At 36.7% G+C, this 23,621-nt stretch carries 19 protein-coding genes and 2 pseudogenes; 15 read left to right on the top strand and 6 right to left on the bottom strand.

Annotated features, from left to right (window positions below):
- The first annotated feature begins 174 nt into the window (after window positions 1-174).
- The 5 genes from BR72_RS22745 to BR72_RS22725 all read left to right on the top strand — a co-directional run bounded on the left by BR72_RS22745 (window position 175) and on the right by BR72_RS22725 (window position 8,626).
- Window positions 175-2,292, top strand: a complete 2,118-nt coding sequence (locus tag BR72_RS22745; RefSeq protein ID WP_035437455.1) for a transglycosylase domain-containing protein — start codon at window positions 175-177, stop codon at window positions 2,290-2,292.
- 296 nt (window positions 2,293-2,588) lie between these two features.
- Complete coding sequence (hemE, locus tag BR72_RS22740) at window positions 2,589-3,635, top strand: uroporphyrinogen decarboxylase (RefSeq protein WP_035437453.1); 1,047 nt, start codon at window positions 2,589-2,591, stop codon at window positions 3,633-3,635.
- A 13-nt stretch (window positions 3,636-3,648) separates the two neighbouring features.
- Complete coding sequence (gene hemH, locus BR72_RS22735; protein ID WP_035437451.1) at window positions 3,649-4,584, top strand: ferrochelatase; 936 nt, start codon at window positions 3,649-3,651, stop codon at window positions 4,582-4,584.
- A 22-nt stretch (window positions 4,585-4,606) separates the two neighbouring features.
- On the top strand, window positions 4,607-6,013 hold the full coding sequence (hemY, locus tag BR72_RS22730) for a protoporphyrinogen oxidase (protein WP_035437449.1): 1,407 nt from the start codon (window positions 4,607-4,609) through the stop codon (window positions 6,011-6,013).
- A gap of 246 nt (window positions 6,014-6,259) precedes the next feature.
- Window positions 6,260-8,626, top strand: coding sequence for a DUF6359 domain-containing protein (locus BR72_RS22725; RefSeq protein ID WP_035437446.1), 2,367 nt, complete (start codon window positions 6,260-6,262; stop codon window positions 8,624-8,626).
- 118 nt (window positions 8,627-8,744) lie between these two features.
- Here BR72_RS22725 and BR72_RS22720 read toward each other — a convergent pair whose 3' ends face one another.
- Together BR72_RS22720 and BR72_RS26565 are read right to left on the bottom strand one after the other, a co-directional pair.
- Window positions 8,745-9,158, bottom strand: coding sequence for a hypothetical protein (locus BR72_RS22720; protein WP_035437443.1), 414 nt, complete (start codon window positions 9,156-9,158; stop codon window positions 8,745-8,747).
- Window positions 9,155-9,295 (bottom strand): annotated as a pseudogene (locus tag BR72_RS26565) (helix-turn-helix transcriptional regulator); the annotation flags it as partial. The pseudogene BR72_RS26565 and the gene BR72_RS22720, both read right to left, overlap by 4 nt.
- 963 nt (window positions 9,296-10,258) lie before the next feature.
- On the opposite strand from BR72_RS26565, the gene BR72_RS27245 reads away from it, so the two are divergent.
- Window positions 10,259-10,513: a hypothetical protein gene (locus tag BR72_RS27245; protein WP_231559754.1), complete on the top strand. Its 255-nt coding sequence runs from the start codon at window positions 10,259-10,261 to the stop codon at window positions 10,511-10,513.
- Window positions 10,514-10,826: 313 nt separating this feature from the next.
- Here the strand turns inward: BR72_RS27245 and BR72_RS22710 are convergent, their stop codons facing one another.
- The gene (locus tag BR72_RS22710; protein ID WP_035437439.1) at window positions 10,827-12,227 is read right to left on the bottom strand and encodes a zinc dependent phospholipase C family protein; all 1,401 of its coding nucleotides are present in this window, start codon (window positions 12,225-12,227) and stop codon (window positions 10,827-10,829) included.
- A gap of 223 nt (window positions 12,228-12,450) precedes the next feature.
- Here BR72_RS22710 and BR72_RS22705 point away from each other — a divergent pair, with 223 nt between their 5' ends.
- A complete protein-coding gene (locus BR72_RS22705; RefSeq protein WP_035437436.1) occupies window positions 12,451-13,023 on the top strand; it encodes a TetR/AcrR family transcriptional regulator in 573 nt (190 codons plus the stop codon).
- Window positions 13,024-13,207: 184 nt separating this feature from the next.
- The gene (locus BR72_RS22700) at window positions 13,208-16,063 is read left to right on the top strand and encodes a YhgE/Pip domain-containing protein (RefSeq protein ID WP_035437433.1); all 2,856 of its coding nucleotides are present in this window, start codon (window positions 13,208-13,210) and stop codon (window positions 16,061-16,063) included.
- Here the strand turns inward: BR72_RS22700 and BR72_RS22695 are convergent.
- Entirely contained in the window at window positions 16,047-16,445 is a 399-nt protein-coding gene (locus BR72_RS22695; RefSeq protein WP_035437430.1) for a hypothetical protein, read from the bottom strand. The two genes, BR72_RS22700 and BR72_RS22695, sit on opposite strands and share 17 nt — an antisense overlap.
- A 143-nt stretch (window positions 16,446-16,588) precedes the next feature.
- Window positions 16,589-17,290 (bottom strand): hypothetical protein, encoded by a 702-nt coding sequence (locus BR72_RS22690; protein WP_035437427.1) that lies wholly within the window; start codon window positions 17,288-17,290, stop codon window positions 16,589-16,591.
- A 171-nt stretch (window positions 17,291-17,461) separates the two neighbouring features.
- Here BR72_RS22690 and BR72_RS26885 point away from each other — a divergent pair.
- From BR72_RS26885 to BR72_RS22670, 5 genes and pseudogenes are all read left to right on the top strand, one after another.
- Window positions 17,462-17,581, top strand: a pseudogene (locus tag BR72_RS26885) (GH32 C-terminal domain-containing protein); the annotation flags it as partial.
- 16 nt (window positions 17,582-17,597) lie between these two features.
- On the top strand, window positions 17,598-18,566 hold the full coding sequence (locus BR72_RS22685) for a carbohydrate kinase family protein (protein ID WP_035437424.1): 969 nt from the start codon (window positions 17,598-17,600) through the stop codon (window positions 18,564-18,566).
- Window positions 18,567-18,837: 271 nt separating this feature from the next.
- Window positions 18,838-19,149: a heavy metal-binding domain-containing protein gene (locus tag BR72_RS22680; RefSeq protein WP_035437600.1), complete on the top strand. Its 312-nt coding sequence runs from the start codon at window positions 18,838-18,840 to the stop codon at window positions 19,147-19,149.
- Window positions 19,150-19,261: 112 nt separating this feature from the next.
- Window positions 19,262-20,095, top strand: coding sequence for a peptidylprolyl isomerase (locus tag BR72_RS22675; RefSeq protein ID WP_035437421.1), 834 nt, complete (start codon window positions 19,262-19,264; stop codon window positions 20,093-20,095).
- A 330-nt stretch (window positions 20,096-20,425) separates the two neighbouring features.
- A complete protein-coding gene (locus tag BR72_RS22670; protein WP_035437420.1) occupies window positions 20,426-21,439 on the top strand; it encodes a LacI family DNA-binding transcriptional regulator in 1,014 nt (337 codons plus the stop codon).
- A 39-nt stretch (window positions 21,440-21,478) separates the two neighbouring features.
- Here the strand turns inward: BR72_RS22670 and yhfH are convergent, their stop codons facing one another.
- Window positions 21,479-21,607, bottom strand: coding sequence for a protein YhfH (yhfH, locus tag BR72_RS26030; protein WP_081904975.1), 129 nt, complete (start codon window positions 21,605-21,607; stop codon window positions 21,479-21,481).
- A gap of 160 nt (window positions 21,608-21,767) precedes the next feature.
- On the opposite strand from yhfH, the gene BR72_RS22665 reads away from it, so the two are divergent.
- Window positions 21,768-22,502, top strand: a complete 735-nt coding sequence (locus BR72_RS22665) for an MBL fold metallo-hydrolase (protein ID WP_035437416.1) — start codon at window positions 21,768-21,770, stop codon at window positions 22,500-22,502.
- Window positions 22,503-22,511: 9 nt separating this feature from the next.
- Entirely contained in the window at window positions 22,512-23,501 is a 990-nt protein-coding gene (locus BR72_RS22660) for a lipoate--protein ligase (protein WP_035437414.1), read from the top strand.
- Window positions 23,502-23,621 lie beyond the last annotated feature (120 nt).

Genomic DNA, 23,621 nt, shown 5'->3' with positions numbered 1-23,621 from the left:
GTCTAACTCCGCTTTTCGAGATGTCCAGCTTTAGCGCCTTCTTCCCATTCTAAGCAAGTCGTTGTCGCTTTTCTTTATTATAGCAAGAACTGTAAAAAACTTCGAAGGATTATACATAAAGGATATGTTTTTTCAAATAATAAACGTACCATCATTTGGAAGGAAGGATGAGGTATGAAGAATACAAAGAGGGTTCTCATTGGCTTTGTTTCCATTTTTATATTTGCGATTGTTCTCTATAAATTTATTGTATTTACCGGCAGTTATATGACGGATGAAAAGAGACTTGTATTCCATTCTTCATCAAAAATTGTGGATCAGCGTGGCAAAGAAATTACAAAGCTTTATTTGGAGAATCGGGAATTGGTACATATTGAAGATATTCCTTCATTTGTACAACAAGCTTTTTTAGCTGTTGAAGATGCGCGCTTTTATGACCATCATGGCATTGATTTTCCTTCTATTGTAAGAGCGCTTTATAAAGACGCCCTCGTTGGAGAGAAGGTAGAGGGCGGGAGTACGATTACTCAGCAACTTGTGAAAAATGTCTTTTTATCGAATGAAAAAACGTGGTTTCGTAAAATGAAGGAAGTTGCGATTTCGTTTCACTTGGAGAAAAAGTATACGAAGCAGCAGCTTTTGGAAATGTATTTAAATCATATTTATTTTGGACACGGAGCCTATGGCATTCAATCGGCTGCTAAATTTTACTTTAATAAGGAAGCGCGGCAATTGACGCTTGAGGAAGGAGCGATGCTCGCAGCTCTTCCGAAAGCGCCGAGCAACTACTCACCACTTTTGCATCCAGAAAAAAGTAAGGAGCGCCGTGATTTAATTTTATCGTTAATGCATAAGCAAGGATATTTATCAGCAGAAGAAACGGTGCGTTACCAAGGGAAAACAATTGCTCTTTATATGAATCAAAATGAACAAGAGCTTGCTTATATGCCGTACATCGATATGGTAATTGATGAGGCCGCTCGTACGTATGGGCTATCTCACCAAGAAGTATTGCGCGGCGGATATACGTTTGTTGTGGCGATGGATGATAAGATGCAAAAGACAGCATATGAACAATTGCAAAATGTCCGTAATTTTCCGATGCAAGACGATGATATGCAAGGTGCCGTTCTTTTTATGGATAGTAAGACAGGAGGGATAAGAGCGGCCATTGGCGGAAGGCATTATATTGCGCGCGGATTAAATCGGGTTTATGCAAAGCGGCAGCCGGGCTCTGTATTAAAGCCGCTTCTTGTGTATGCACCAGCACTTGAAACGAAAAAGTATACACCATATTCTTTATTATCAAATGAACGAGGTTCGTTTGATGGGTATGAACCGCGCAATTACAACGATCAGTATTCGAAGGAAGTAACGATGTATGATGCTCTTTTGCAATCGGCTAATGTTCCAGCTGTGTCTCTCCTGCATGAAATTGGGATAGAAGAAGGGAAGCAATATTTAGAAAAAGGAAATATTCACATTCCGGAACGTGGTCTTAGTACTGCACTTGGTGGTTTACAAGAAGGAGTGTCACCGTTCGAACTTGTGAAAATGTATCGTGCGTTCGTAGCGGATGGAAAAATTATTGAACCGCATGTAATTGAGAAAGTGCTGAATCGGCACGGAGAAGTAATTGGACAAGCAACCAATAAAGAAATTGAAGTTTTTTCGAAGCAAACGGCTTGGTACATGACAAGAATGCTTGAAGGTGTTGTCAAAGAAGGGACTGCACAAGATGGTGTGTATAAAGGAGCACTTGCTGGGAAAACAGGAACAACGTCGCTGCCAAGTCAAGAAGACGGGGCAAGAGATATTTGGTTTGTTGGGTATACACCGCATATCGTCGGAGCCGTTTGGATGGGATATGACCGCACGGATGACAAACATTATGTACGCGGGAGCAGTTCTTATCCAACAAAATTATTTAAGACCATTTTAGGAAAAGCAAATGTAAAAGCCGAGCATACCTTCGCGCAGCCGCGCGGCGTTGAAACCATTGGAGAGCCGATTCGCTTAAGTAAAGTAGACGGCTTAGAAGCGAAATTAACGTTTACTCCGCTTGGTTTGTTTACCGCAAAGTTAACATGGAATCAACTTCCTGATAAGAGAGTGCAATATCGTATTTATAAAATAGACAAAGGGAAAACGACTCATATCGATACAGTAACTGGAAAAGGGGAGTATGAAGTAAAGTTTATGAACGTTTTTAAAGAGCCGCGTTATTACGTTGTACCGTTTAATCCACAAACAAATCGAGAAGGAGAAAAAACAAAACAGGTGAAACCATAATTTCAGCTTGTGCTATAATGGGAATGTTCCGAAATAAGCATGGTATTGCCATATGTTTGTGTCAATTTCATGAACATCGCACATAATGTTGTACATTTTCTTTTTACTAATTGTATAGTAAAAAAGGTAAAATGAAACTTCTATTAATAGGAGGATTTCATGTTGATAGAAGGCCCTTATCAATTGGGTTTTTACGGGCAGTTATCCCACTTTTATGGTGAGGATTTTATTGCCCGTTCATACGGGATAAAAAGAATAGAATTTGGTAGCTGTATTAGAAAAAGGGGGACAAGAATTTGGTACGACAAATCAATGAAACATTTTTACAAGCATGTAGAGGAGAACGCACGGATTATGTACCAGCATGGTATATGCGCCAAGCAGGTCGTTCCCAGCCAGAATACAGAAAGATTAAAGAGAAGTATTCTTTGTTTGAAATTACACATCAGCCAGAGCTTTGTGCTTATGTAACGAAGCTGCCTGTTGATCAATATAATGTTGACGCTGCTATTTTATATAAAGATATTATGTCACCGCTTCCATCAATTGGTGTGGATGTAGAGATTAAATCTGGAATCGGTCCTGTGATTGACAACCCGATTCGTTCACTACAAGATGTCGAAAAATTAGGGGAAATTAACCCAGAAGAAGATGTTCCGTATGTACTTGATACGATTCGCCTATTAACAACGGAAATGCTTGATGTTCCGTTAATCGGATTTTCAGGAGCACCGTTTACGTTAGCGAGCTATATGATTGAAGGCGGTCCATCTCGTAATTATCATAAAACGAAAGCGTTTATGTATGCAGAGCCAAAAGCATGGTTTGCGCTAATGGATAAGCTTGCAGACATGACGATTACGTATTTAAAGGCGCAAGTTAATGCCGGCGCAAAAGCAATTCAAATTTTCGATTCTTGGGTTGGTACGGTAAGTGTGGCAGATTACCGCGTATTTATTAAACCAGCAATGGAGCGTATTTTTACAGAGCTTCGTACGATGAATGTACCAATGATAATGCACGGCGTTGGAGCGGGTCATTTAGCAAATGAATGGCATGATCTGCCGCTTGATGTTGTCGGTTTAGACTGGCGTTTGCCGATTGAAGAAGCGCGTGCACGCGGCATTCAAAAGGCTGTCCAAGGAAACTTAGACCCATCTATTTTACTTGCACCGTGGGATGTAATCGAAACGCATGTAAAAGCGATTTTAGACGAAGGGATGAAACAACCAGGTTACGTATTTAACTTAGGACATGGTGTTTTCCCAGAGGTGAATCCTGACACGTTAAAACAAATGACTGCATTCATACACGACTATTCAAGAGAACAGTTGGCGAAGTAAAGGAGAAGCCCATATGAAAAAGAAAATCGGTTTACTTGTGATGGCATATGGAACGCCGTATAAAGAAGAAGATATTGAACGCTATTATACACATATTCGTAGAGGAAGAAAGCCTAGTAGCGAAAGTTTAGAAGAATTAACAGAACGTTATCGTGCAATTGGCGGGATTTCACCTCTTGCGAAGATCACGCTTGAACAAGCGGAAAAATTAGAAGCACATTTAAATGAAATGCAAGATGACATAGAGTTTAAAATGTATCTCGGCTTAAAACATATTGAGCCGTTTATTGAAGATGCTGTGAAGAAGATGCACGAAGATGGAATTGAAGATGCAATTGCGCTCGTTCTTGCGCCGCACTATTCTACTTTCAGCGTAAAGTCTTATATCGGACGAGCACAAGAAGAAGCAGAGAAACTTGGCAGCTTGCAAATTCACGGTATCGATAGCTGGTATAAAGATCCGAAGTTTATTGATTATTGGGTAAATGAAGTGAAAGCGGTATATGAAACGATGGCAGCTGATGAGCGTGAAAAAGCTGTGCTTATCGTATCTGCACATAGTTTACCAGAGAAAATCATCGCAATGAATGATCCGTATCCGGAGCAATTAAGTGAAACAGCTGATTACATTGCGCGTGGTGCTGGCGTGAAAAACTATGCAGTAGGCTGGCAAAGTGCCGGTAATACGCCAGATCCATGGATTGGACCAGATGTACAGGATTTAACACGTGAGTTGCATGAAAAATACGGATACACATCCTTTATATATGCACCTGTCGGCTTTGTCGCTGATCATTTAGAAGTATTATATGATAATGACATGGAATGCAAAATTGTGACAGAAGAAATAGGGGCAAACTATTATCGTCCAGAAATGCCGAATGCAAAGGCTCCATTTATTTCTTGTTTAGCCGATGTTGTCATGAAAAAGTGGAGTGCAGTTTCATAAAGGGAGAAAGAAGGAAGCAGTCGTGAAAAAGAAGGTAGTCATTATAGGCGGCGGTATTTCCGGCTTAACAACAGCATATTACTTGCAAAAAGAAATTCGAGAACAAAATTTGCCGATTGATACGATGCTGATTGAAGCATCAGGAAGGCTTGGCGGCAAAATTAAAACTGTTAGAAAAGATGGATTTACAATTGAACGTGGCCCGGATTCGTTTTTAGAAAGAAAAGAGAGTGCAGCGAGGTTAGCTCGTGAATTACAACTTGGTGATCAACTTGTTAACAATGCGACAGGAAAATCGTTTGTACTTGTGAATAATCGATTGCACAGCATTCCAAGCGGTTCAATGATGGGAATTCCAACGCAGATTACACCATTTGTATTTTCAGGATTGTTTTCTCCAATCGGAAAGATCCGTGCAGGATTTGATTTTGTACTGCCTCGTTCGAAACCGGTATCAGATCAATCGCTTGGTCAATTTTTCCGTCGCCGCTTAGGAAATGAAGTGGTTGAAAATTTAATTGAGCCATTGTTATCAGGAATTTATGCCGGTGATATTGATCAAATGAGTTTAATGGCGACGTTCCCGCAGTTCTACCAAGTTGAACAAAAGTACCGCAGCATTTCACTTGGTATGCGGACATTAGCGCCGAAACAGCCAAAAGATGCAAAGGCAAAAACAAAAGGAATCTTTTTAACGTTAAAAACAGGTTTACAATCTATTGTTGATAGGATTGAAGAGCGACTAGAAGATGGAACAGTGATGAAAGGAACACGTGTTGAAAAGATTACAAAGATCGATGACCGCTATAGCATTACGCTTAGCAATGGAAAAGAAATAGAAGCAGATGCAGTTGTAATGGCCGCATCTCATAAATGCTTGCCATCGATGTTCTCTCAATATAAACAGTTCCACTTCTTCCGTAGCATTCCATCTACATCAGTGGCGAATGTTGCATTGGCATTCCCAAAAGAAGCGATTCAGCGCGATATCGAAGGCACGGGATTTCTTGTGTCACGCAATAGCGATTTTACAATTACAGCATGTACGTGGACACATAAAAAATGGCCGCATACAACGCCAGAAGGAAACGTACTCCTGCGCTGCTACGTTGGGCGTCCCGGCGATGAAGCAATTGTGGAACAAACAGACGAAGAAATGGTTCGCGTCGTATTAGAAGATCTGCAAAAGACAATGGATATATCAGCTGAGCCAGAATTTACAGTTGTGAGCCGCTGGAAAGAAGCGATGCCGCAATATACAGTCGGTCATAAAGAGCGCATGAAAACGTTAAAACAGTTCATGAACGAAGAATTACCTGGTATTTACTTAGCAGGAAGCTCTTATGGCGGTGCTGGATTACCAGATTGTATCGATCAAGGTGAAGCCGCGGTAAAATATGTATTGTCTTATTTAGAACAATCGAATTAAAAAGAATCGTAATAAGAGAAGAGGCTGACCAAAATAACATTTTTGGTTAGCCTCTTTTTTTATCGGTGCTTTTTCGATATAACAGCGCTTCGACAAGAAATATAGTCCCTTCGACAATGTTCAACATATAAATGGTCGCGTGGCTAGAAATTAATTTTTTGTAAATTTATTTAAATATAATGTTCTTTATAAGGAACTTTGCTATGATAGACATGCTAGGCAATAGGAAAAACATTTAGGGGGAGGATTTCTTTGAAAAAGCTAGCAGTTATCTTTTTTTCATTTCTATTTGTTGTACTAGTATCGGGCGTTTCAGCAAAGGCCGAACAGCAACAAGTGTTAACCGTTGATGAAGCGATTCAGTTGTTTCAGCAGCAAGGTAAAAAACCAGCAGTTGTAGAGGGGTATATTGTTGGATATACACAAAATCCAGGCAAATATACGAAGGACCCAGCAAAGTTTGGAGATTCGAACGTTGCAATTGCCGCTTCTCCAGATGAGGTGAACGCTGATAAAATTATGCCAGTTCAGCTACCGATTGGTGAACTTCGTAAAGCAGTGAATGTAAAAGATCATCCAGAAAATATGGGGAAAAAAGTGCGTCTAACTGGCACGCTAGATAGTTATTTTAGCAGCCCAGGACTAAAGTCTGTTACAAATTATGTGTTTCAAGATAAAGAAATGCAAAAAGTAAGCGATGTCATTGCTAGTCCAAATGGGGGCGAAGTCGAAAAAGGAACAGCAGTAACATTATCAACTGTAACAGAAGGCGCTACGATCTATTACACATTAGATGGGTCAAACCCAACACCGCAAAGTATTCGCTATAATGAACAAATTATACTGAATGAAAATAGTGTGATTAAAGCGGTTGCCGTGAAAGATGGACTTGAAAATTCCGCTATTACGACATTCTCGTTTACAATGATAAAAAATGAACCAGTTCGTATTCACGATATTCAAGGGAAATCTCATATTTCTCCTTACAAGGGGAAAGACGTGAAAGCTGTTACTGGTATTGTGACACAAGTAGATAAATCTGGATTTTATATACAAGATCCGCAGCCTGATGAAGATCCAGCTACATCAGAAGGGATCTATGTTTATAAAAAAGACAGCGGCGTGAAAGTAGGCGACTCTGTTTCTGTCGATGGACAAGTGGAAGAGTTTATCGGACAAGGATATGCAGACCGTTTTGATACAGACTTATCGATTACAGAAATTAAAGCAAAACTCGTTATCGTGAAAGAGAGTAATCAACCATTACCTAAATCAGTTGTATTAGGAGAAAATGGTGTGAAAATACCAGATGCAATTATTGATAATGATGGATTTGGCATTTTCGATCCAGCAGAAGATGCGATTGACTTTTATGAAAGTTTAGAAGGCATGCTCGTAACAGTACCGCAGCCAAAAGTTATTGGACCACAAAAGAATGGTAACTTATATGTTACGACTGCAAATGGTAGTCAAAAAGTAACGACAAAATTCGGAACGCCGCTACTGCAAGCTGACAATGCAAATCCAGAGCGTCTTTCTATTAAAGTAGCACGTAATTATGTCGCAAAAGCAGGGGATCAGCTCCTTGGAGATATAACAGGTATTGTTGGTTATGATTATGGAAACTATCGCATTTCACCAATTGGAGAGCTTCCAGCGCTGCAAGACGGTGGATTTAAACAACTTGGCGCAAATATTCAACCGCGTCTTGATAAACTAACAGTTGCAACATATAACATTGAGAACTTCTCAGCAAATAAAAAAGAAACGTCTGATGAGAAAGTAAGACGTCTTGCTTACGCTATTAAATACAATTTAAAAATGCCAGATATTATTGGTGTACAAGAGATGCAAGATAACAATGGGACAATGAATGATGGCACAACAGACGCAAAACTTAGTGCACAGCGTTTAATTGATGCAATTCAAGCAATTCGCGGACCAAAGTATGAGTATGTAGAAGTAGCGCCAGAAAATAATAAAGATGGCGGTGCACCAGGAGCGAATATTCGCGTTGGTTTCTTCTATAATCCATCTCGCGTGAAATTAGCACAAAAACCAGTTTTACTTGAGAAAAACGTTGTTCGAATTGGAGAAAACAATACATTATTTGACGACACACGTAAACCGTTAGCTGCTGAGTTTACGTTCCAAGGGCAAAATATCGTTGTAATTTCCAATCACTTAAACTCTAAATTAGGAGATGCATCGCCGTTTGGAAAAATCCAGCCGCTTGTATTAAAAAGTGAAACAAGACGCGTAGAGCTTGCGAAGGAAGTAAATGGCTTCGTAAAAGGCATTCAAGGACGACATGCAAACGCACCAGTTGTAGTAGTAGGTGATATGAACGACTTTGAATTCTCAAAACCAATGCAAGCATTAAAAGGCGACATTATGAAAGAAATGCTTGAAACAGTTCCACAAGAAAATCGTTACACATATATTCATGATGGAAACGCACAAGCATTAGATCATATTTTCGTAACGAATAACATCGCACCGCACACAATCGTTGATCCAGTTCATTTAAACTCAAATATTATGGACGAAAATGGCCGCATGAGCGATCATGATCCAGTGCTTGCGCAAATTGATTTGAAGAAAGCTTCGTAATAAGAAAAACTGTACCTGTATGAAATGGACAGTTTAATGTAAGACTTTAGAACTTAAAAGATGGTTTCGGTATTGACCGGAACCATCTTTTTTATATTTTCTCAGTTCTTTAGCTTAATTACTGGTCAAATCTCTTTACAATCCTCAAACCGAATATCATTGTGAAGAAAAGAACCGCTATCACGTAATACAAAACATATTCTACTCGAATCATCATATTTTTATTGGTTATAAATAAAGCAAATAGTATCACGGCACCAATTAAGTGAGACAGTCCAAAAATTTGAGCATACAATTTCAAACTCAACTTTTCAATTCGTTCATCCATCTCTGGTAATGGATATTCTTCCGATTCTGTATTCTTTTTCTTAAAAAATAGCTTTTTAAAAAGTTCGAATACTATTGAGAAAATTATTAACGCTAAAGCATACAAAAGGCTTGTTTCAAGACCGTCATCGAAATAAAAAAATACCGAACCTAATAACAAAAGCGTCATATAAGTTGCTACTCGTTCAATAGGTTTATTTTTCACTTTTGTTCCTCCCCAGTCTTTTCTAATTGAAATAAATCTTCTACTTTGCAAATAAAAAACTCACATAATTTTAGGGCCGATTCTAAGCTGGGATTGTATTTGTTCTTCTCGATGGCGATGAGGGATTGCCTGGTAATGAAGAGGAAGATAATGTACTTAATAAATTTTATAATTTAAATAAAGAAAAGAATCCCTTTAAATGATCTAAAAGAATTCTTTTTTTGTATATTTGATATAATCAATATTGATAACTAGCTTGTCAAAACAGAAATTTCACTTTACCTATAGTATCAGCCCCACCTACGCTAGATACCTTGATAGCCACACGTGCCATCCAACCCATTATCATTATAATAGAAAGCGCTTACAATGTAAACGTTTTCCTCTTAGAAAACATTATTTTTTTATGCAATTAAACTTTGTTTTAAACAGTACAACTTTCTTTCAAAATCACAATTAGCGGTTTTATGTGTAATTGCAGCGTTATTTGCATTCATATGGATGATGCAAAATTTTGTTCACAACCCAGTGTCGAAAAAAAGGGAAGTATTTCTTATTCGGCGTACCACCCACATTTTAACGAAAATATACGCTAAGACAGTTTTAGGAAGCAAAACTTAATTTTTTATACGCTAAAGATATGCAGGATTTCATGCAATTTGCGAGAACAGTTTGAACTGTCAAATGCTGTTGTGACAGGTATGTATGAAATCCTGCATACGGCGGAGGGAACAGAAGGCAGGTAAGCTCTTGTTATGAATGGACTTCTGGAATTTGGTCACTACTGGTAATGTTTCGTTATGTCAATCCCACATGAATATGATATTCACCGCTTTTGAGATAAGATTTTATGAAATCTATAATGAAATAAGATGATATGAGAGGAGGAGAATATTCTGTTTAAATGGTTTTGGAAGAAAAAGAGAAATGGTGAGATTACAGAAAAATTTAACCAATACATAGAAATACCAAAGAGTGAAATAAATGAAGACCTAAAACAAAAGATTATGTAATTGGAAAAGATTAGCGAAAAAAATTGTAATAAATATCAAGAAGTGTATAAAGAAGCTTTTTAAAAAAATGGAAAAGAAAACTTAAGATTGTGGATTACAAGAGATATAGATGGTGACTACTTAGAATCCATTACTTCTAATGAATGTTTAGATGATGAATATAGATCAGAAATTGGATTTGATTATGATGGACCAAAAACATGGGAGGTCTGTACGATCCATCTCTGGTACTATTATAAAGGGTATTTCAAAAATAGTGGTGTAGGAACATTTTATAATGGAACTATTGAACAATTAGAAAAAGAAATTGTAAAAACACTGGAACATTTACTCAATGAGTAAGAACTTCCAATAACGCTGATTATATAAATATATAAAAGGAACCATGGTTTTGCACTATCATAAAGCAAAAAATACGTTATCCCTTTCTATGATTCTACAAAAAAATAAACTAAATTCTCATTAATATAGAAAGAAAAATTTCGTTTTGGGTGTATTTCAAAACATCAGGTTGATCGACATGGAATCCCGCGAACAAAACGACATAAAACACATAGTAAAACATTTATGCAAATTACAAATAGACTATAGTAAAAAAGAGAAGGCGTTGGCCTTCTCTTTTTCATAGTATTAAAGTTTATCAGTTACAGAGTTATTATCTAACAGGTACAAACTTCCACGAACTAGGCTTCTGCGTTTTGCCACCTAGTACGATCCAACTTTTCGCTGCATCTATATTTTCATAATTTAATGGATAACCATCTGTAAAAATATTATATTCTGCAGGGTTATTCGGGTTAATTTGAATTTTAAAGTCAGCTAAACTATCAGATTTTTGCGCAAGATGAACCCAACTAGAATAATTGGACCAATTTAAATATTGATATTGGTCATAATTGGAGTGCTTCATGCGAAGATATACGCTCTCACCATGGTGCAATTTTGCATCATTATCTTTGTAAAATACAAATTCGATAGGTGTACCAGATAATGTATTGTTGTTTTTATTCGCAAGTAACACATAATCGTAACGATTTGCTAAATACCATTCAAATGTTAGACCTTGATTAGGAGATTCACTTGGTACGATATAATAATTTTTCCCTGCCTCTAAGACATTTCCTTCAATATCATAGATTAATGCAGTTTCTATACTTGGAGCACTCTCGTTTTTCGCAAAAGTTTTAAACCAGAAATTTAAGAAACCTGCTGTATTACGCTGTGCTTCTCCTAAGCTTCGCTGCACGGCCGGAGTTACTATCTCTTGCCACAATTGCGCTTTACTACTATTGTAATACTCAAATGTTTTATCGTTTGCAATATTTTGGATTTCAGGTTTAGCTACCTTAGCTGCATAATCAATCCATTCTTCAGGTGTCGTTAGAGAAGTGTTATAATTTCCACCAGAATGAACTGCAAATTGATCTTGAATGGTTGTGACATAGTTTTCGAAGTAGCTATGATATTTTATAGCTCTTGTATCAATTGCAGTGAAATTCGCTGCATGCATAGGTTGGGTAGCATCTGTAAAGTAGTGCGTCGCTACTCCTAAATAATAGAAAGCTTTTTCATAGTCTTTATTTTTGAAATACTCACCAGATTCATAAAAGTATTTCTTTCCTTGTGTCAGAGCTGTTGGGTCTGTTTCGCCTCGATAATTTTTGTGTGTATCAGGATCGTAAAAGTGTGATTTCCATCCACCTTTGAAAATACCGCCGATTCCTAACCCACCATCGTTAAATTCAGAATTATAATCAGCATCATATAATCCTTTCGAAAATAAATCTTTATATTGCGGGAAATTTAAGAAGTCCACAGCTTGCTTATTAGTTTCAACATTCGATTCTGTTTTCATAATTTCAATGGCTTGTCTTGCGATCCATAAATGTGTACTTTTATCAGTATGATACGGAGCTTCTGCAGACCATTTTTCAGCTATGGGATCATTCTCATTTAAGTCAATTTGATCAATATGTGCATAGCTATTTTGAGGGAATGCGCCTAAAATAGTTAAAGTCATTCCAGCTATACATAGTGTAGGGATAATTTTTTTCATTTTGTCTTCCTTTCAAAGTGCAATGTTATAATAATTATTATATATAAGGCATTAATAATTTCAATATTTAAATGTATGATTTCTCTTGTTTTTTCCTTCATTGTTCCTTTTTTGTTACAATGTAATAGAAAATAAAACTTGAAAACGTTGGGAAGTTATGGTAATATCAAAAACGTACTATATGACCATTGTGTTCAAACGGTCAATTTTAGGAGGTGAAAACGTGGCAATAGATCGAAAGCGAGCAATTATTGAAGCAGCAACAAAATCTTTTTCTGCATTTGGGTATAAAGCAACAACGATGGATCAAGTTGCAAAGCTTGCCAATGTTGGAAAAGGAACAATTTATACGTTTTTCAAAAATAAAGAAGAACTATTTGGTGAAATTATCTCTAATTTAATTACAGAAATGAAACAAGCCGCAGAAACAACAATTGATCCAAACATATCATTTTTTGAAAACGTACACCGTGCATTATGCAGCATTTTAGAATTTCGAAAAGAACATCAACTTATGATTAAGCTCATTCAAGAAGAACGAGATATGGGAACAAAAGAAGTGCAAGATGTTATGCAACAATTGGATTCAGCAATTATTACATTTATTAAATCGCATCTTGAAACAGCCATTGCAAAAGGCGAAGTTACGGCATGTGACCCAGAAATTACAGCATTTATTATGGTTCGTTTATATATATCACTTATTTTTGACTGGGAAAAAAATCATGAACCGTTAGAAAAGGAGCATATTGCTGAACTTTTTGAATTATATTTATTAAAGGGATTGTCAAAATGAGATAATCCTCTTATTATTATAAAAAATGACCAAATGAATGATTCGGTCATAAGTTAACTAAGGGGGAAGGATAAGAAAAAAGAAACACATACGAGGGGATAATTTAGTCGTTATTTTCTTCTTTTTTTTACAAAAAATGACCGAATGAGAGAAATGGTCAATAATTCAAAGGGAGGGATAAACAATGCGAGGATTGAAACTGCTTGGAGAAGAGTTTGCTACGATTATAAAAAGCAAAAAAATCTTAATTCCAATAATTGCAGTCTTATTTATTCCAGTATTGTATGCTGGTATGTTCTTAGGTGCATTTTGGGATCCATATGAAAGATTAGACGATTTACCAGTTGCAGTTGTAAACCTTGATGAAGGAGCATTGTATAACGGGAAATCGATTGAAGCCGGTAAAGAACTTGTCGATAAGTTGAAAGATAAAAAAGGCTTCAAATGGGAGTTTGTCAGCGAGAAAACAGCTAAACAAGGAATGGACGATCGGAAATACTACATGACGGTCCGCATCCCAAGTAACTTCTCGAAAAATACAACAACACTGCTCGATGCAAACCCTAAAAAATCAAACCTAGAATACATTCCAAACGAAAGCTTAAACTTCTTATCCTCACAAATCGGTGGATCAGCCATTGAAAAAATTAAAAGCGAAGTATCAGCTACAGTAACAAAAACATATGCTGAGACAATGTTTAATTCATTAAAAGATGTGTCGAAAGGCTTTGCGGATGGTAGTGAGGGTGCTGGTAAGCTTCGTGATGGTACTGGTGAATTGAAAGACGGCTCACAGCGAATCACAGATGGCTTAGGAGAGTTTTCTGGGAAATCCAATGGTGGATTGGATAAGTTAGCAACTGGTTCTAACCAAATTACGAATGGTTTAGGCGAGTTAAATAGTAAAGTAAGTGTAATGCCAGGTGGAGTGAATCAGTTATTAGGTGGCTCACAAAAAATCACAGCGGGCTTAGGCGAGTTAAATAGTAAAGTAAGTGGCATGCCAGGTGGAGTGAATCAGTTATTAGGTGGTTCACAGCAAATCACAAATGGCTTAGGTGAATTAAATAGTAAAGTAAGCGGCATGCCAGATGGGGTGAATCAGTTATTAGGTGGTTCACAACAAATTACAAATGGTTTAGGTGAGCTAAATAGTAAAGTAAGTGTAATGCCAGATGGAGTGAAACAGTTATTAGATGGTTCGAAACAAATAACAGGTGGTTTAAAAGAGTTAATTAATCCACAAGGAGAATTACAATCAAACTTAGGGCAGTTATTGGGTGGCTCACAAGAAATTACAAATGGATTAAATCAGTTCAATGATCCACAGGGCGAATATCAATCTGGATTAAAAGAAGCTCAAAAAGGTGCGCAAGGTATAAGCTCAGGAGCTTCTGGACTTTCACAAGGGGTATCCGAATGGAAGAAGCAAGCAGATAAATTGAAAGGTTTTGCGAATAACACAGCAGGCGATGCTAAGAATGTCTCAGATAATTTAGGGGATTTAAATGAAAAGATTAAAGCTTTACCAGAAGAGTATAGAAAACAGTTACAGCCTGCTATCCAAGAGGCAATGGCCAATAGTCAAAAAGTTTCACAAGAAACAGCTGGGGTTGCACAAGGCGTACAAGGGCTAGTTGGAGAAAACGGCGCTGGAAAAATTGAAGCTGGAGCAAAAGAGCTTGCAACAGGAACTGGTAAGTTAAATGACGGAATAGATCAGTTGTCAAAAGGATCAATAGATGGTGTAAGTCGATTGGCAGCTGGATCAAGCCTAGTAACAGGCGGACTAGGTCAATTAGTAGACTCAAAAGAAAAATTCCAAATTGGTTTAAACAAATTGGCAGCTGGATCAAGCCTAGTAACAGGCGGTTTAAATGAATTAGCAAGTCAATCTGGTCAACTAACAAGCGGAGTAAATGCATTATATGCAGGCTCCGGAAAAATAACAGGCGGTTTAAATGAATTAGCAAGCAATGCCGGCCCACTAGCAAACGGAGTAAATGCATTATATGCAGGCTCCGGAAAAATAACGGGTGGTTTAAATACCTTAGCAGGTAGTGCGGGCCCATTAGCAAACGGAGTAAATGCATTATATGCAGGCTCAGGACAAATCACAGGCGGTTTAAACACTTTAGCAGGTAGTGCGGGCCCATTAGCAAGTGGGGTAAATGCATTATATGCAGGTTCAGGACAAATCACAGGCGGCCTAGGCCAATACGTAGATCCAAAAGGAGAATTCCGAAGCGGTTTAGTTCGTTTACAAGATGGTTCAGGTCAAATCACAGACGGCCTCGGCAAAGCAAACGACGGCTCAAAAGAACTAGCAACAAAACTTGGCGAAGGTGCTGAGAAAACAAGTGAAACAAAAGGTGACGAGAAAAAATATGACATGTTCGCAAGTCCAGTGAATGTGAAAACTGAGAAAATGGCGGAAGTTCCAAACTACGGAACAGGCTTTACACCGTACTTCTTATCTCTTGGTTTATTCGTTGGGGCACTGTTATTATCTATCGTGTTCCCGTTACGCGAAACAGTTGGTATACCGAAATCAGGATTTAGCTGGTTTATAAGTAAGTTTGGTGTGCTATTTGCAGTTGGTGTAATTCAAGCACTTGTGGCAGACGCAGTATTACTGTCCTCTTGGTTAGGTGTTCATGTACAAAGTGTTCCGTATTTCATATTGTTTAGTATTATTACAAGCTTATCATTTATCGCGTTAGTTCAATTTTTAGTAACGACTTTCGGCGATGCAGGACGTTTTATTGCGATCTTGACATTGATTTTACAGTTAACAACAAGTGCTGGTACATTCCCACTTGAGTTAATTCCGAAAGGGCTGCAAATGTTTAACGCATGGTTCCCGATGACATATTCTGTATCAGGACTTAAAGCAGTTGTTTCAAGCGGAGACTTCGGCTTTATGTGGCAAAACACAGGTATTTTAATGATCTTTATTGTTCTGTTATCACTTGGAACAATTGGTACATTAACTTGGATGCATAAGCGTCAATATGGAAAGTTTACGGAAACGGAATAAACGAGAGAAGGCCTAAAGGTTTAACCTTTAGGCTTTTTTTATACAGATTCTTTTGAAAATGCAAGCTCGTAAAGACTGTAAAAAAATGAATAGCTATATACAAATACCTTATCATTGCATATATAGCCCATATATCAAACTGGTTTAAAGAATACATAAAATGGTCATATTCGTTACCTGTTCGATTAATTGAATTAAGTAAAGAAACAACTGGAATTGAAACAATAAAGATTAAATTCAAGATATTCAATTTCGTTTTGAGTTTATCTTCTTTAAATTGATAACAATTTAAAATACCCGTGACTAAAAAGATGAATAAAACACTATAATATATTCTCCAAAAAAATGCAGGCATAGCTTCTACATCAGTTCCAGCAATCATAAAATTCCTCCTCCTAATTATCAATGGAATTCGCCGTTAGTCTAATAGTGCTACAGAATATATAACTATCGTATGAGATTACTTTTTATGGTTATTCTAAAATAGAGAACCTAAAGGGGAAGCCCTTTAGGTTCTCTGTTATATTACGCTACTTTTTTCTTTTTCCGAAAACGGTGTACACCATAACTTACAAGGATAATTGTAAAAATGAGCCAAGCAAATGGTGCATATTTTTCAGCGAGTGTTTTCATTTTCATATTTTTTGTGATTTCTTCTTTTGTTTTTCCTACTATAATTTCAGAACCACTATACCCTTCTAGTTTGTTTCCTTTTTTAACACCAAAAATGAAAGCTTCTGTGTTATTTTCGATCCCGTGATAGCGATAACCTTTACTACGTATCGTTAATTGTGTATCGTCTTTTTTTAATGTGTATTCCTCAGTCGTCGTAACGTCTTTTGAAGAAAGTGGAATTGGCTCGATTGCCAACCGAACTTCTTTTTCGTTTAGAGTAGGTAGTGACTCACCATTTACAGAAAGGTGCGCAGGAATATGTTTTTCTGTATCTGTAGTTTTCCAACTTGCTTTTTTTCTTCGATATGACTTTTTTTCGAGTAAGGCAAATTCTTTATTTACCAATGTTTCATCTTTTACTGGTTGTTCGGCCGTTATGTTCCCTTTTAATAGGATTACACCGTCTTTCGCTGTTTGAAAAGAGGTTACTTCTTTTGTTTCTTTTAGCTTGTTTACAGCGTCGTTATAATGTTCCTTTCCAAAAAGCGAAGTGATTGTTTGTACAGTTAGGACGATGTATAAGATTACTAGTACGATGATGCCCTTTTTCACGATTGTTCCCCCTGAATAGTAATGTGAATGTTCACTATAACTAGTATTTTACAGAAAAACATATATTAGGAACAATTCCTTATTATTACATTAACCTTACAAAAATGTAAGGTTGGTTTTTTGTTTTATGAGAATACAATTACTTTTGATTTTCAAAGTATATAAATACATAATGATGGAGAACAGGTATTTACCAGTCGCATTTTCCCAAGAACCGACAGCAAAGAAATTTATTTTTTTGCGGGAGAAGGAAATGTATTCGTACAAGCAACGAAATGGGATTATAAATAAGGAGGAGCTGGAATATATGAAGAACTTATACGCAATCGGGGAAGTTTTAATTGATTTCATTCCTATTCAAAAAGGAAAATCGTTAAAAGATGTAGTGGAATTTCAACGCGTTCCTGGAGGGGCGCCTGCGAATGTAGCAGCCGCAGTTGCAAAGTACGGAGGAAAGTCCTATATGCTTACAAAGCTCGGCACTGATGCATTTGGAGATTTCCTTTTAGAACAATTGCAAGAAGTAGGTGTAAATACAGACAAGGTTACAAGAACGAACGAAGCCAATACAGGCCTTGCTTTCGTTTCATTACGTGAAGATGGTGAACGTGATTTTTCTTTTTATCGTAATCCCTCTGCAGATTTGTTGTTTCATGAAAATGAAATAGATGAAAGTTGGTTTGAAAAAGGTGATATTCTTCATTTTTGTTCTGTCGATTTAGTAGAAAGCCCGATGAAATATGCGCATGTGAAGGCGATTCGCTCTGTGAAAGAAAATAGAGGGATTATCAGCTTTGATCCTAACGTACGTCTACCACTTTGGAAATATGCGGAAGAGTGTAGAAAAACGATTTTGGAATTTATTCCGCTTGCACATATCGTTAAAATTTCAGATGAAGAGCTAGAGTTTATTACAGGCATTTCTGATCAAAAAGAGGCGATTGCGTCCTTGTTTGTAGGGGATGTACAAGTTGTCGTGTATACAAAAGGGGCGCAAGGTGCGGAACTATATATGAAGGATAAACAGTATCAATCAACTGGATATCGTGTTGTAGTGCAGGACACAACAGGTGCAGGCGACGCATTTATTGGTGGTTTCTTGTATAAATTGTTAGAGAAAAACGTGAGTCAACAAAATATAGAAGAAGTGCTTCATATGAATTGGCAGGAGATATTAACATTTGCGAATGCAAGCGGTGCCCTTACGACGACAGGAAAAGGGGCAATATCTTCTATTCCTGTAAAAGAAGATATATATAAGTTGATTGAAGGGTGACATATTTATATACAAGTATGATGGGGAGACGAGAGCAGCTGACCGCGCATAGAAACGGTTAGGGACTTTTCCTACCACATGCAATGTTTAAAATAAATAGAAGGAAGAAACAATCGTCAGTAAATACGATTGTTTCTTCTTTTTTTATTTATGCAACCTTACAGAAGTGTAATCTTTATGTAAGGTTATAAGATAGTTGATTCATTGTTTCAATGTAATAATAAGAATATAAGAATTGATAATAAATTTGAAGAGAGAGAGTGTGCTAACAATGATTGTAACAACAACTTCTGCTATTCAAGGAAAAGAAATTATTGAGTATATTGATATCGTAAACGGTGAAGCAATTATGGGGGCAAATATTGTACGCGATTTATTTGCTTCTGTGCGTGACGTTGTCGGTGGCCGTGCTGGCGCATATGAAAGTAAGTTAAAAGAAGCACGTGATATTGCGATGGAAGAAATGAAAAGTCTTGCGAAGCAAAAAGGTGCAAATGCAATTGTTGGTATCGATGTAGACTACGAGGTTGTTCGTGATGGAATGCTAATGGTTGCTGTAAGTGGCACAGCTGTACGTGTGTAAATATATATTACTAAAAATCAAATAAAGGGCAGTACTAAAAAATCGGAATATATACGTTAATGAAAATGTGTTTTCTGCATGTTAGTAGGACCCCAGAATGAGGGAGAAAATATTGAAAAAGCGAAATATTTTTATTGGAGCTGCAATGAGCGGTATGCTTTTATTATCAGCATGTGGTAATTCGGAAAATATTGCTACATCAAAATCAGGAAATTTAACAAAAGAAGAGTTTAATAAAGAATTAAAAGAAAAAGCTGGAAAAACTATTTTACAGCAAGCAATGTTGGAGAAAATTTTACTTGATAAATATAAGGTTTCGGATGATGAAGCAAAGAAAAAAGTTGAAGAAGTAAAAAAACAAATGGGCGACAAATTTAACGCTTATTTAACACAAATGGGTGTTAAAAATGAAAAAGAGCTTAAAGATAAAATGAAAGTACAACTAGCTTTTGAAAAAGGTATTAAATCATCTGTTACAGAAAAAGAGATAAAGGATTATTATAAGCCAAAACTGAAAGCTAGTCATATTCTAGTGAAAGATGAAAAAACAGCAAAAGAAATCACAGAAAAATTGAATAATGGAGAAGATTTTGCGGCGCTAGCAAAACAATATTCGGAAGATCCTGGTTCAAAAGAAAAAGGTGGAGAATTACCAGAGTTTGGTCCAGGTCAACTGGATCCAAAATTTGAGGAAGCTGCTTATAAATTAGAAACGGGGCAGGTAAGTGATCCAGTAAAATCATCTGTTGGTTATCACATTATTAAATTAACAGAGAAAAAAGAATTGAAACCTTTTGATCAGGAAAAAGAAAATATTCGTAAAGAGTTAGAAAATAGACGTTTAAAAGATCAACAATGGCAACAACAATTTTATAAAGACTTATTGAAACAAGCAGATATAAAAGTAACGGATGATGATTTAAAGGATACATTTAAAGGTTTTTAGAAATCATGGACAGTAACGAAGGAAAATGAATAACTTTTAACGATATACAAATGAAAAAGCGGATGCAGGTTATGTTGTATTCTGCATAGCAGCAACTTATATGTCGAAGAGCTAAAATGTATATATGGGTCATCTTTCTGTACAGATCATGTGGAAAGATGACCCGTTTTACGTTTAAGCTTAATGTCTCTCTATAATGATACTTTTCTTGATTTTTTATATTTGCAATATCAATATAGTAATTTCTTGCTAAGGTATGTTGCAGTTTCCAATTATATACTATATAATTCTAATTAAGAAAACGTTTTCATTCAAAAGGGGGAGGATTTCGTGTCGACGATCGAGGACGTAGCGAAATTAGCGGGGTTATCAAGAACAACGGTTTCTCGGGTGATTAATAATCATCCGTATGTATCAGATGAAAAGAAAAAGAGAGTACAATTAGCGATGAAGCATCTTGGATTTGTTCCGAATTCTGCGGCGAGAAGACTGCGCAAGCAAAAGACGGAAACTATTGCAGTGTTGGTTCCGCGCATCACAAATCCTTTTTTCAGTAAATTTATTGAGGCGATTGAAATTGTAGCTTCAGATCATAAATATAAACTGATTATTTGTCAAACAAGATATTTACCAGAAAAAGAGATGGAGTACTTACAGCTACTATCTACGAAACAAGTAGATGGAATTATTTTATGTTCACTTGAAAATGCTTGGGAAGATGTTGAGCCGTATTTACAGCATGGACCGATTGTTTTATGCAATGAATATATTGATGAAGCGAATATTCCAACTGTAAACTTTGATCATGCACAGGGAGCATACATAGCGGCGAAGCATGTATTAGATCAAGGATATCGTCATCTTATTTTTTGCCGTGGCAGAGAGTCAAAGGTAATTAACCAACAGAGAAAAATGGGCTTTTTGCGTGCTGTAACAGAAGCGAGCAAACAAGTGGAGTCAATTGATTTTGTTGAAAGCGCTTACTCCATTGAGGATGGAAAAAATATATTTTATGAGTTTTTGCAAGACAAAAAAAATCCTACCGCTATTTTGGCAGGGGGGGATGAAGTCGCAGCAGGAATCATCGCAGAAGCAAGCAAACAAGGCTGGAGCATTCCAGATGATTTAGCTGTAGTTGGTTTTAATAATCAGTTCTTATCACAAATTACAGACTCAGGTATTACAACAATTGATCAGCCAATTGATGAAATGGCGCGTAAAGTTGTGGAACTGATGATGGATAAAATTCATACGAAAAATTATCGAAATAAAGAAGTGTACGAGTTTGAACTGGAGCTCTTGGTGAAAGGTTCAACGGTGAAAAGTACAATGATGCTAGCCTAGTAGATGATATCTGCTAGGTTTTTTTATGTTTACAATCTATTATTCTTCGTGCGTACAATCTTCACATTTATTGTGGTAAGCCTCGTGCTGCTCATCAATTTCTCTTCCGCAATGGGCACAAGTTTTTGCCGGTAAATTTCTAAAAAACTCCATCGGTTGATCTAACATGTAAATCCCTCCATTTCCATTTCTTACTAACATTGTATTAGTACAAATAACGAAAGTCAACAACTGTTTTATAACAAAATTGAAAATAATGAAAATGTGTAGAAAATCCATTATAGTTAAGAATGTATAAGAAAAAGTGAAACAGAAAGGATGAACGCATATGAAAATGACGGTTGTCGGCTTTTGGGGCGGTTTTCCAGAGGTAGGAGAAGCAACGTCTGGATATTTATTTGAACATGATGGCTTTCGTTTACTTGTCGACTGTGGCAGCGGTGTACTAGCACAGCTTCAAAAATACATAACTCCTTCTGATATAGATGCTGTTCTGTTATCGCATTATCATCACGATCATGTTGCTGATATTGGGGTACTTCAGTATGCACGTTTAATTGCAAGCTTGATAAATGGTGGATTACCAGAACTGCCGATTTATGGACATACCTTTGATGAAAAGGGATTTGCTTCGTTAACACATATACCGTATACAAAAGGGGTTCCTTACAACCCAGCGGACACATTAGAAATTGGTCCATTCTCCATTTCCTTCTTACAAACAGTGCATCCTGTTATATGTTTTGCAATGCGTATTACAGCAGGTGGGAAAACTGTTGTATATACAGCAGATTCTAGTTACATGCCAAAGTTTGTTTCATTTGCGCAAAATGCAGATGTATTGATTTGTGAATGTAATATGTATGCGCATCAAGATGGATCAAAAGCTGGGCATATGAATAGTACAGAAGCAGGCGAAATTGCAAAACAGGCAAATGTAGGAGAACTACTTTTAACTCACTTGCCGCATGCTGGCGAGTTATCCGATTTAGTAACGGAAGCAAAACAAATTTTTAACGGCCGCATCGCACTTGCACATAGCGGTTACGTTTGGGAATCTTGAGGTGAAACGATGTTATTTATTGATAATAAAGGAATTACAGATCCAACAATTAACTTAGCGATTGAAGAATATTGTGTGAAAAACTTAGATATTAATGAAACATATTTACTGTTTTACATTAATAAACCATCTATTATTATCGGGAAGAATCAAAACACAGTGGAAGAAATTAATGCGGATTATGTACGTGAAAAAGGAATCCAAGTTGTAAGACGTCTTTCTGGCGGCGGCGCTGTGTATCATGATTTAGGAAACTTAAACTTTAGCTTTATCACGAAAGATGACGGAGATAGTTTTCATAACTTTAAGAAGTTTACAGAGCCGGTGACAGTCGCACTTGGAAAATTGGGAATTAACGCCGAACTAAGCGGCCGTAATGATATTTTAGCAGAAGGAAGAAAAATTTCTGGTAATGCTCAATTTTCGACTAAAGGGCGGATGTTTAGTCACGGTACGTTACTATTTGATTCCGAAATTGACCATGTTGTTTCGGCGTTAAATGTAAAGCTGGATAAAATTCAATCAAAAGGTATTAAATCGATTCGTAGCCGCGTTGCAAATATTGCGGAATTTTTAAGTGAAATAATTACAATTGACGAATTTAAACAGCTACTTTTAGAAAATATTTTTGAAGGAGAAAATGAAATTCCAACATACGAATTAACGGAAAAAGATTGGGAAGAAATTTATAAAATCTCAGAAGAACGTTATCGAAATTGGGATTGGAACTACGGGAAATCTCCAAAATTTAACTTACAGCAATCACACCGTTTCCCAGTTGGACAAGTAGATGTTCGGTTAGAAGTACAAAAAGGCGTAGTCTCAGAATGCAAGATTTACGGGGACTTTTTCGGTGCTCTCGATGTACGTGATATCGAAGAGCGCTTAAGTGGTACGGTATTTGATAAAGAAGCATTTGCAGAAGTGTTAACTGATGTAGAAGTGCCGCGTTATTTTGGCAATATAACAAAAAAAGATTTCTTATCGTTATTCTTTTAGTTGCATGAAAAACAACCATATCTTACATGTGGTTGTTTTTTATATATGTTTTATAAAATGTAACTTGCACCAATAATTTTCTTTTAATATAATGTATTTAGAATTTTTATAATTTTATAA

This window comes from Bacillus sp. UNC322MFChir4.1 (assembly GCF_000746135.1).
Lineage (GTDB): Bacteria > Bacillota > Bacilli > Bacillales > Bacillaceae_G > Bacillus_A.
Note: the sequence above shows the minus strand (reverse complement) of the source record. Positions and strands in the feature narration are given on the sequence as shown.

Bases quoted from the DNA above. Each gene is read 5' to 3' on its own strand.
- BR72_RS22745 (WP_035437455.1), top strand. From the start codon at position 175: ATGAAGAATACAAAGAGGGTTCTCATTGGCTTTGTTTCCATTTTTATA.
- hemH (WP_035437451.1), top strand. From the start codon at position 3,649: ATGAAAAAGAAAATCGGTTTACTTGTGATGGCATATGGAACGCCGTAT.
- BR72_RS22710 (WP_035437439.1), bottom strand. From the start codon at position 12,227: ATGAAAAAAATTATCCCTACACTATGTATAGCTGGAATGACTTTAACT.
- BR72_RS22700 (WP_035437433.1), top strand. From the start codon at position 13,208: ATGCGAGGATTGAAACTGCTTGGAGAAGAGTTTGCTACGATTATAAAA.
- BR72_RS22695 (WP_035437430.1), bottom strand. From the start codon at position 16,445: ATGATTGCTGGAACTGATGTAGAAGCTATGCCTGCATTTTTTTGGAGA.
- BR72_RS22685 (WP_035437424.1), top strand. From the start codon at position 17,598: ATGAAGAACTTATACGCAATCGGGGAAGTTTTAATTGATTTCATTCCT.
- BR72_RS22680 (WP_035437600.1), top strand. From the start codon at position 18,838: ATGATTGTAACAACAACTTCTGCTATTCAAGGAAAAGAAATTATTGAG.
- yhfH (WP_081904975.1), bottom strand. From the start codon at position 21,607: ATGTTAGATCAACCGATGGAGTTTTTTAGAAATTTACCGGCAAAAACT.
- BR72_RS22665 (WP_035437416.1), top strand. From the start codon at position 21,768: ATGAAAATGACGGTTGTCGGCTTTTGGGGCGGTTTTCCAGAGGTAGGA.
- BR72_RS22660 (WP_035437414.1), top strand. From the start codon at position 22,512: ATGTTATTTATTGATAATAAAGGAATTACAGATCCAACAATTAACTTA.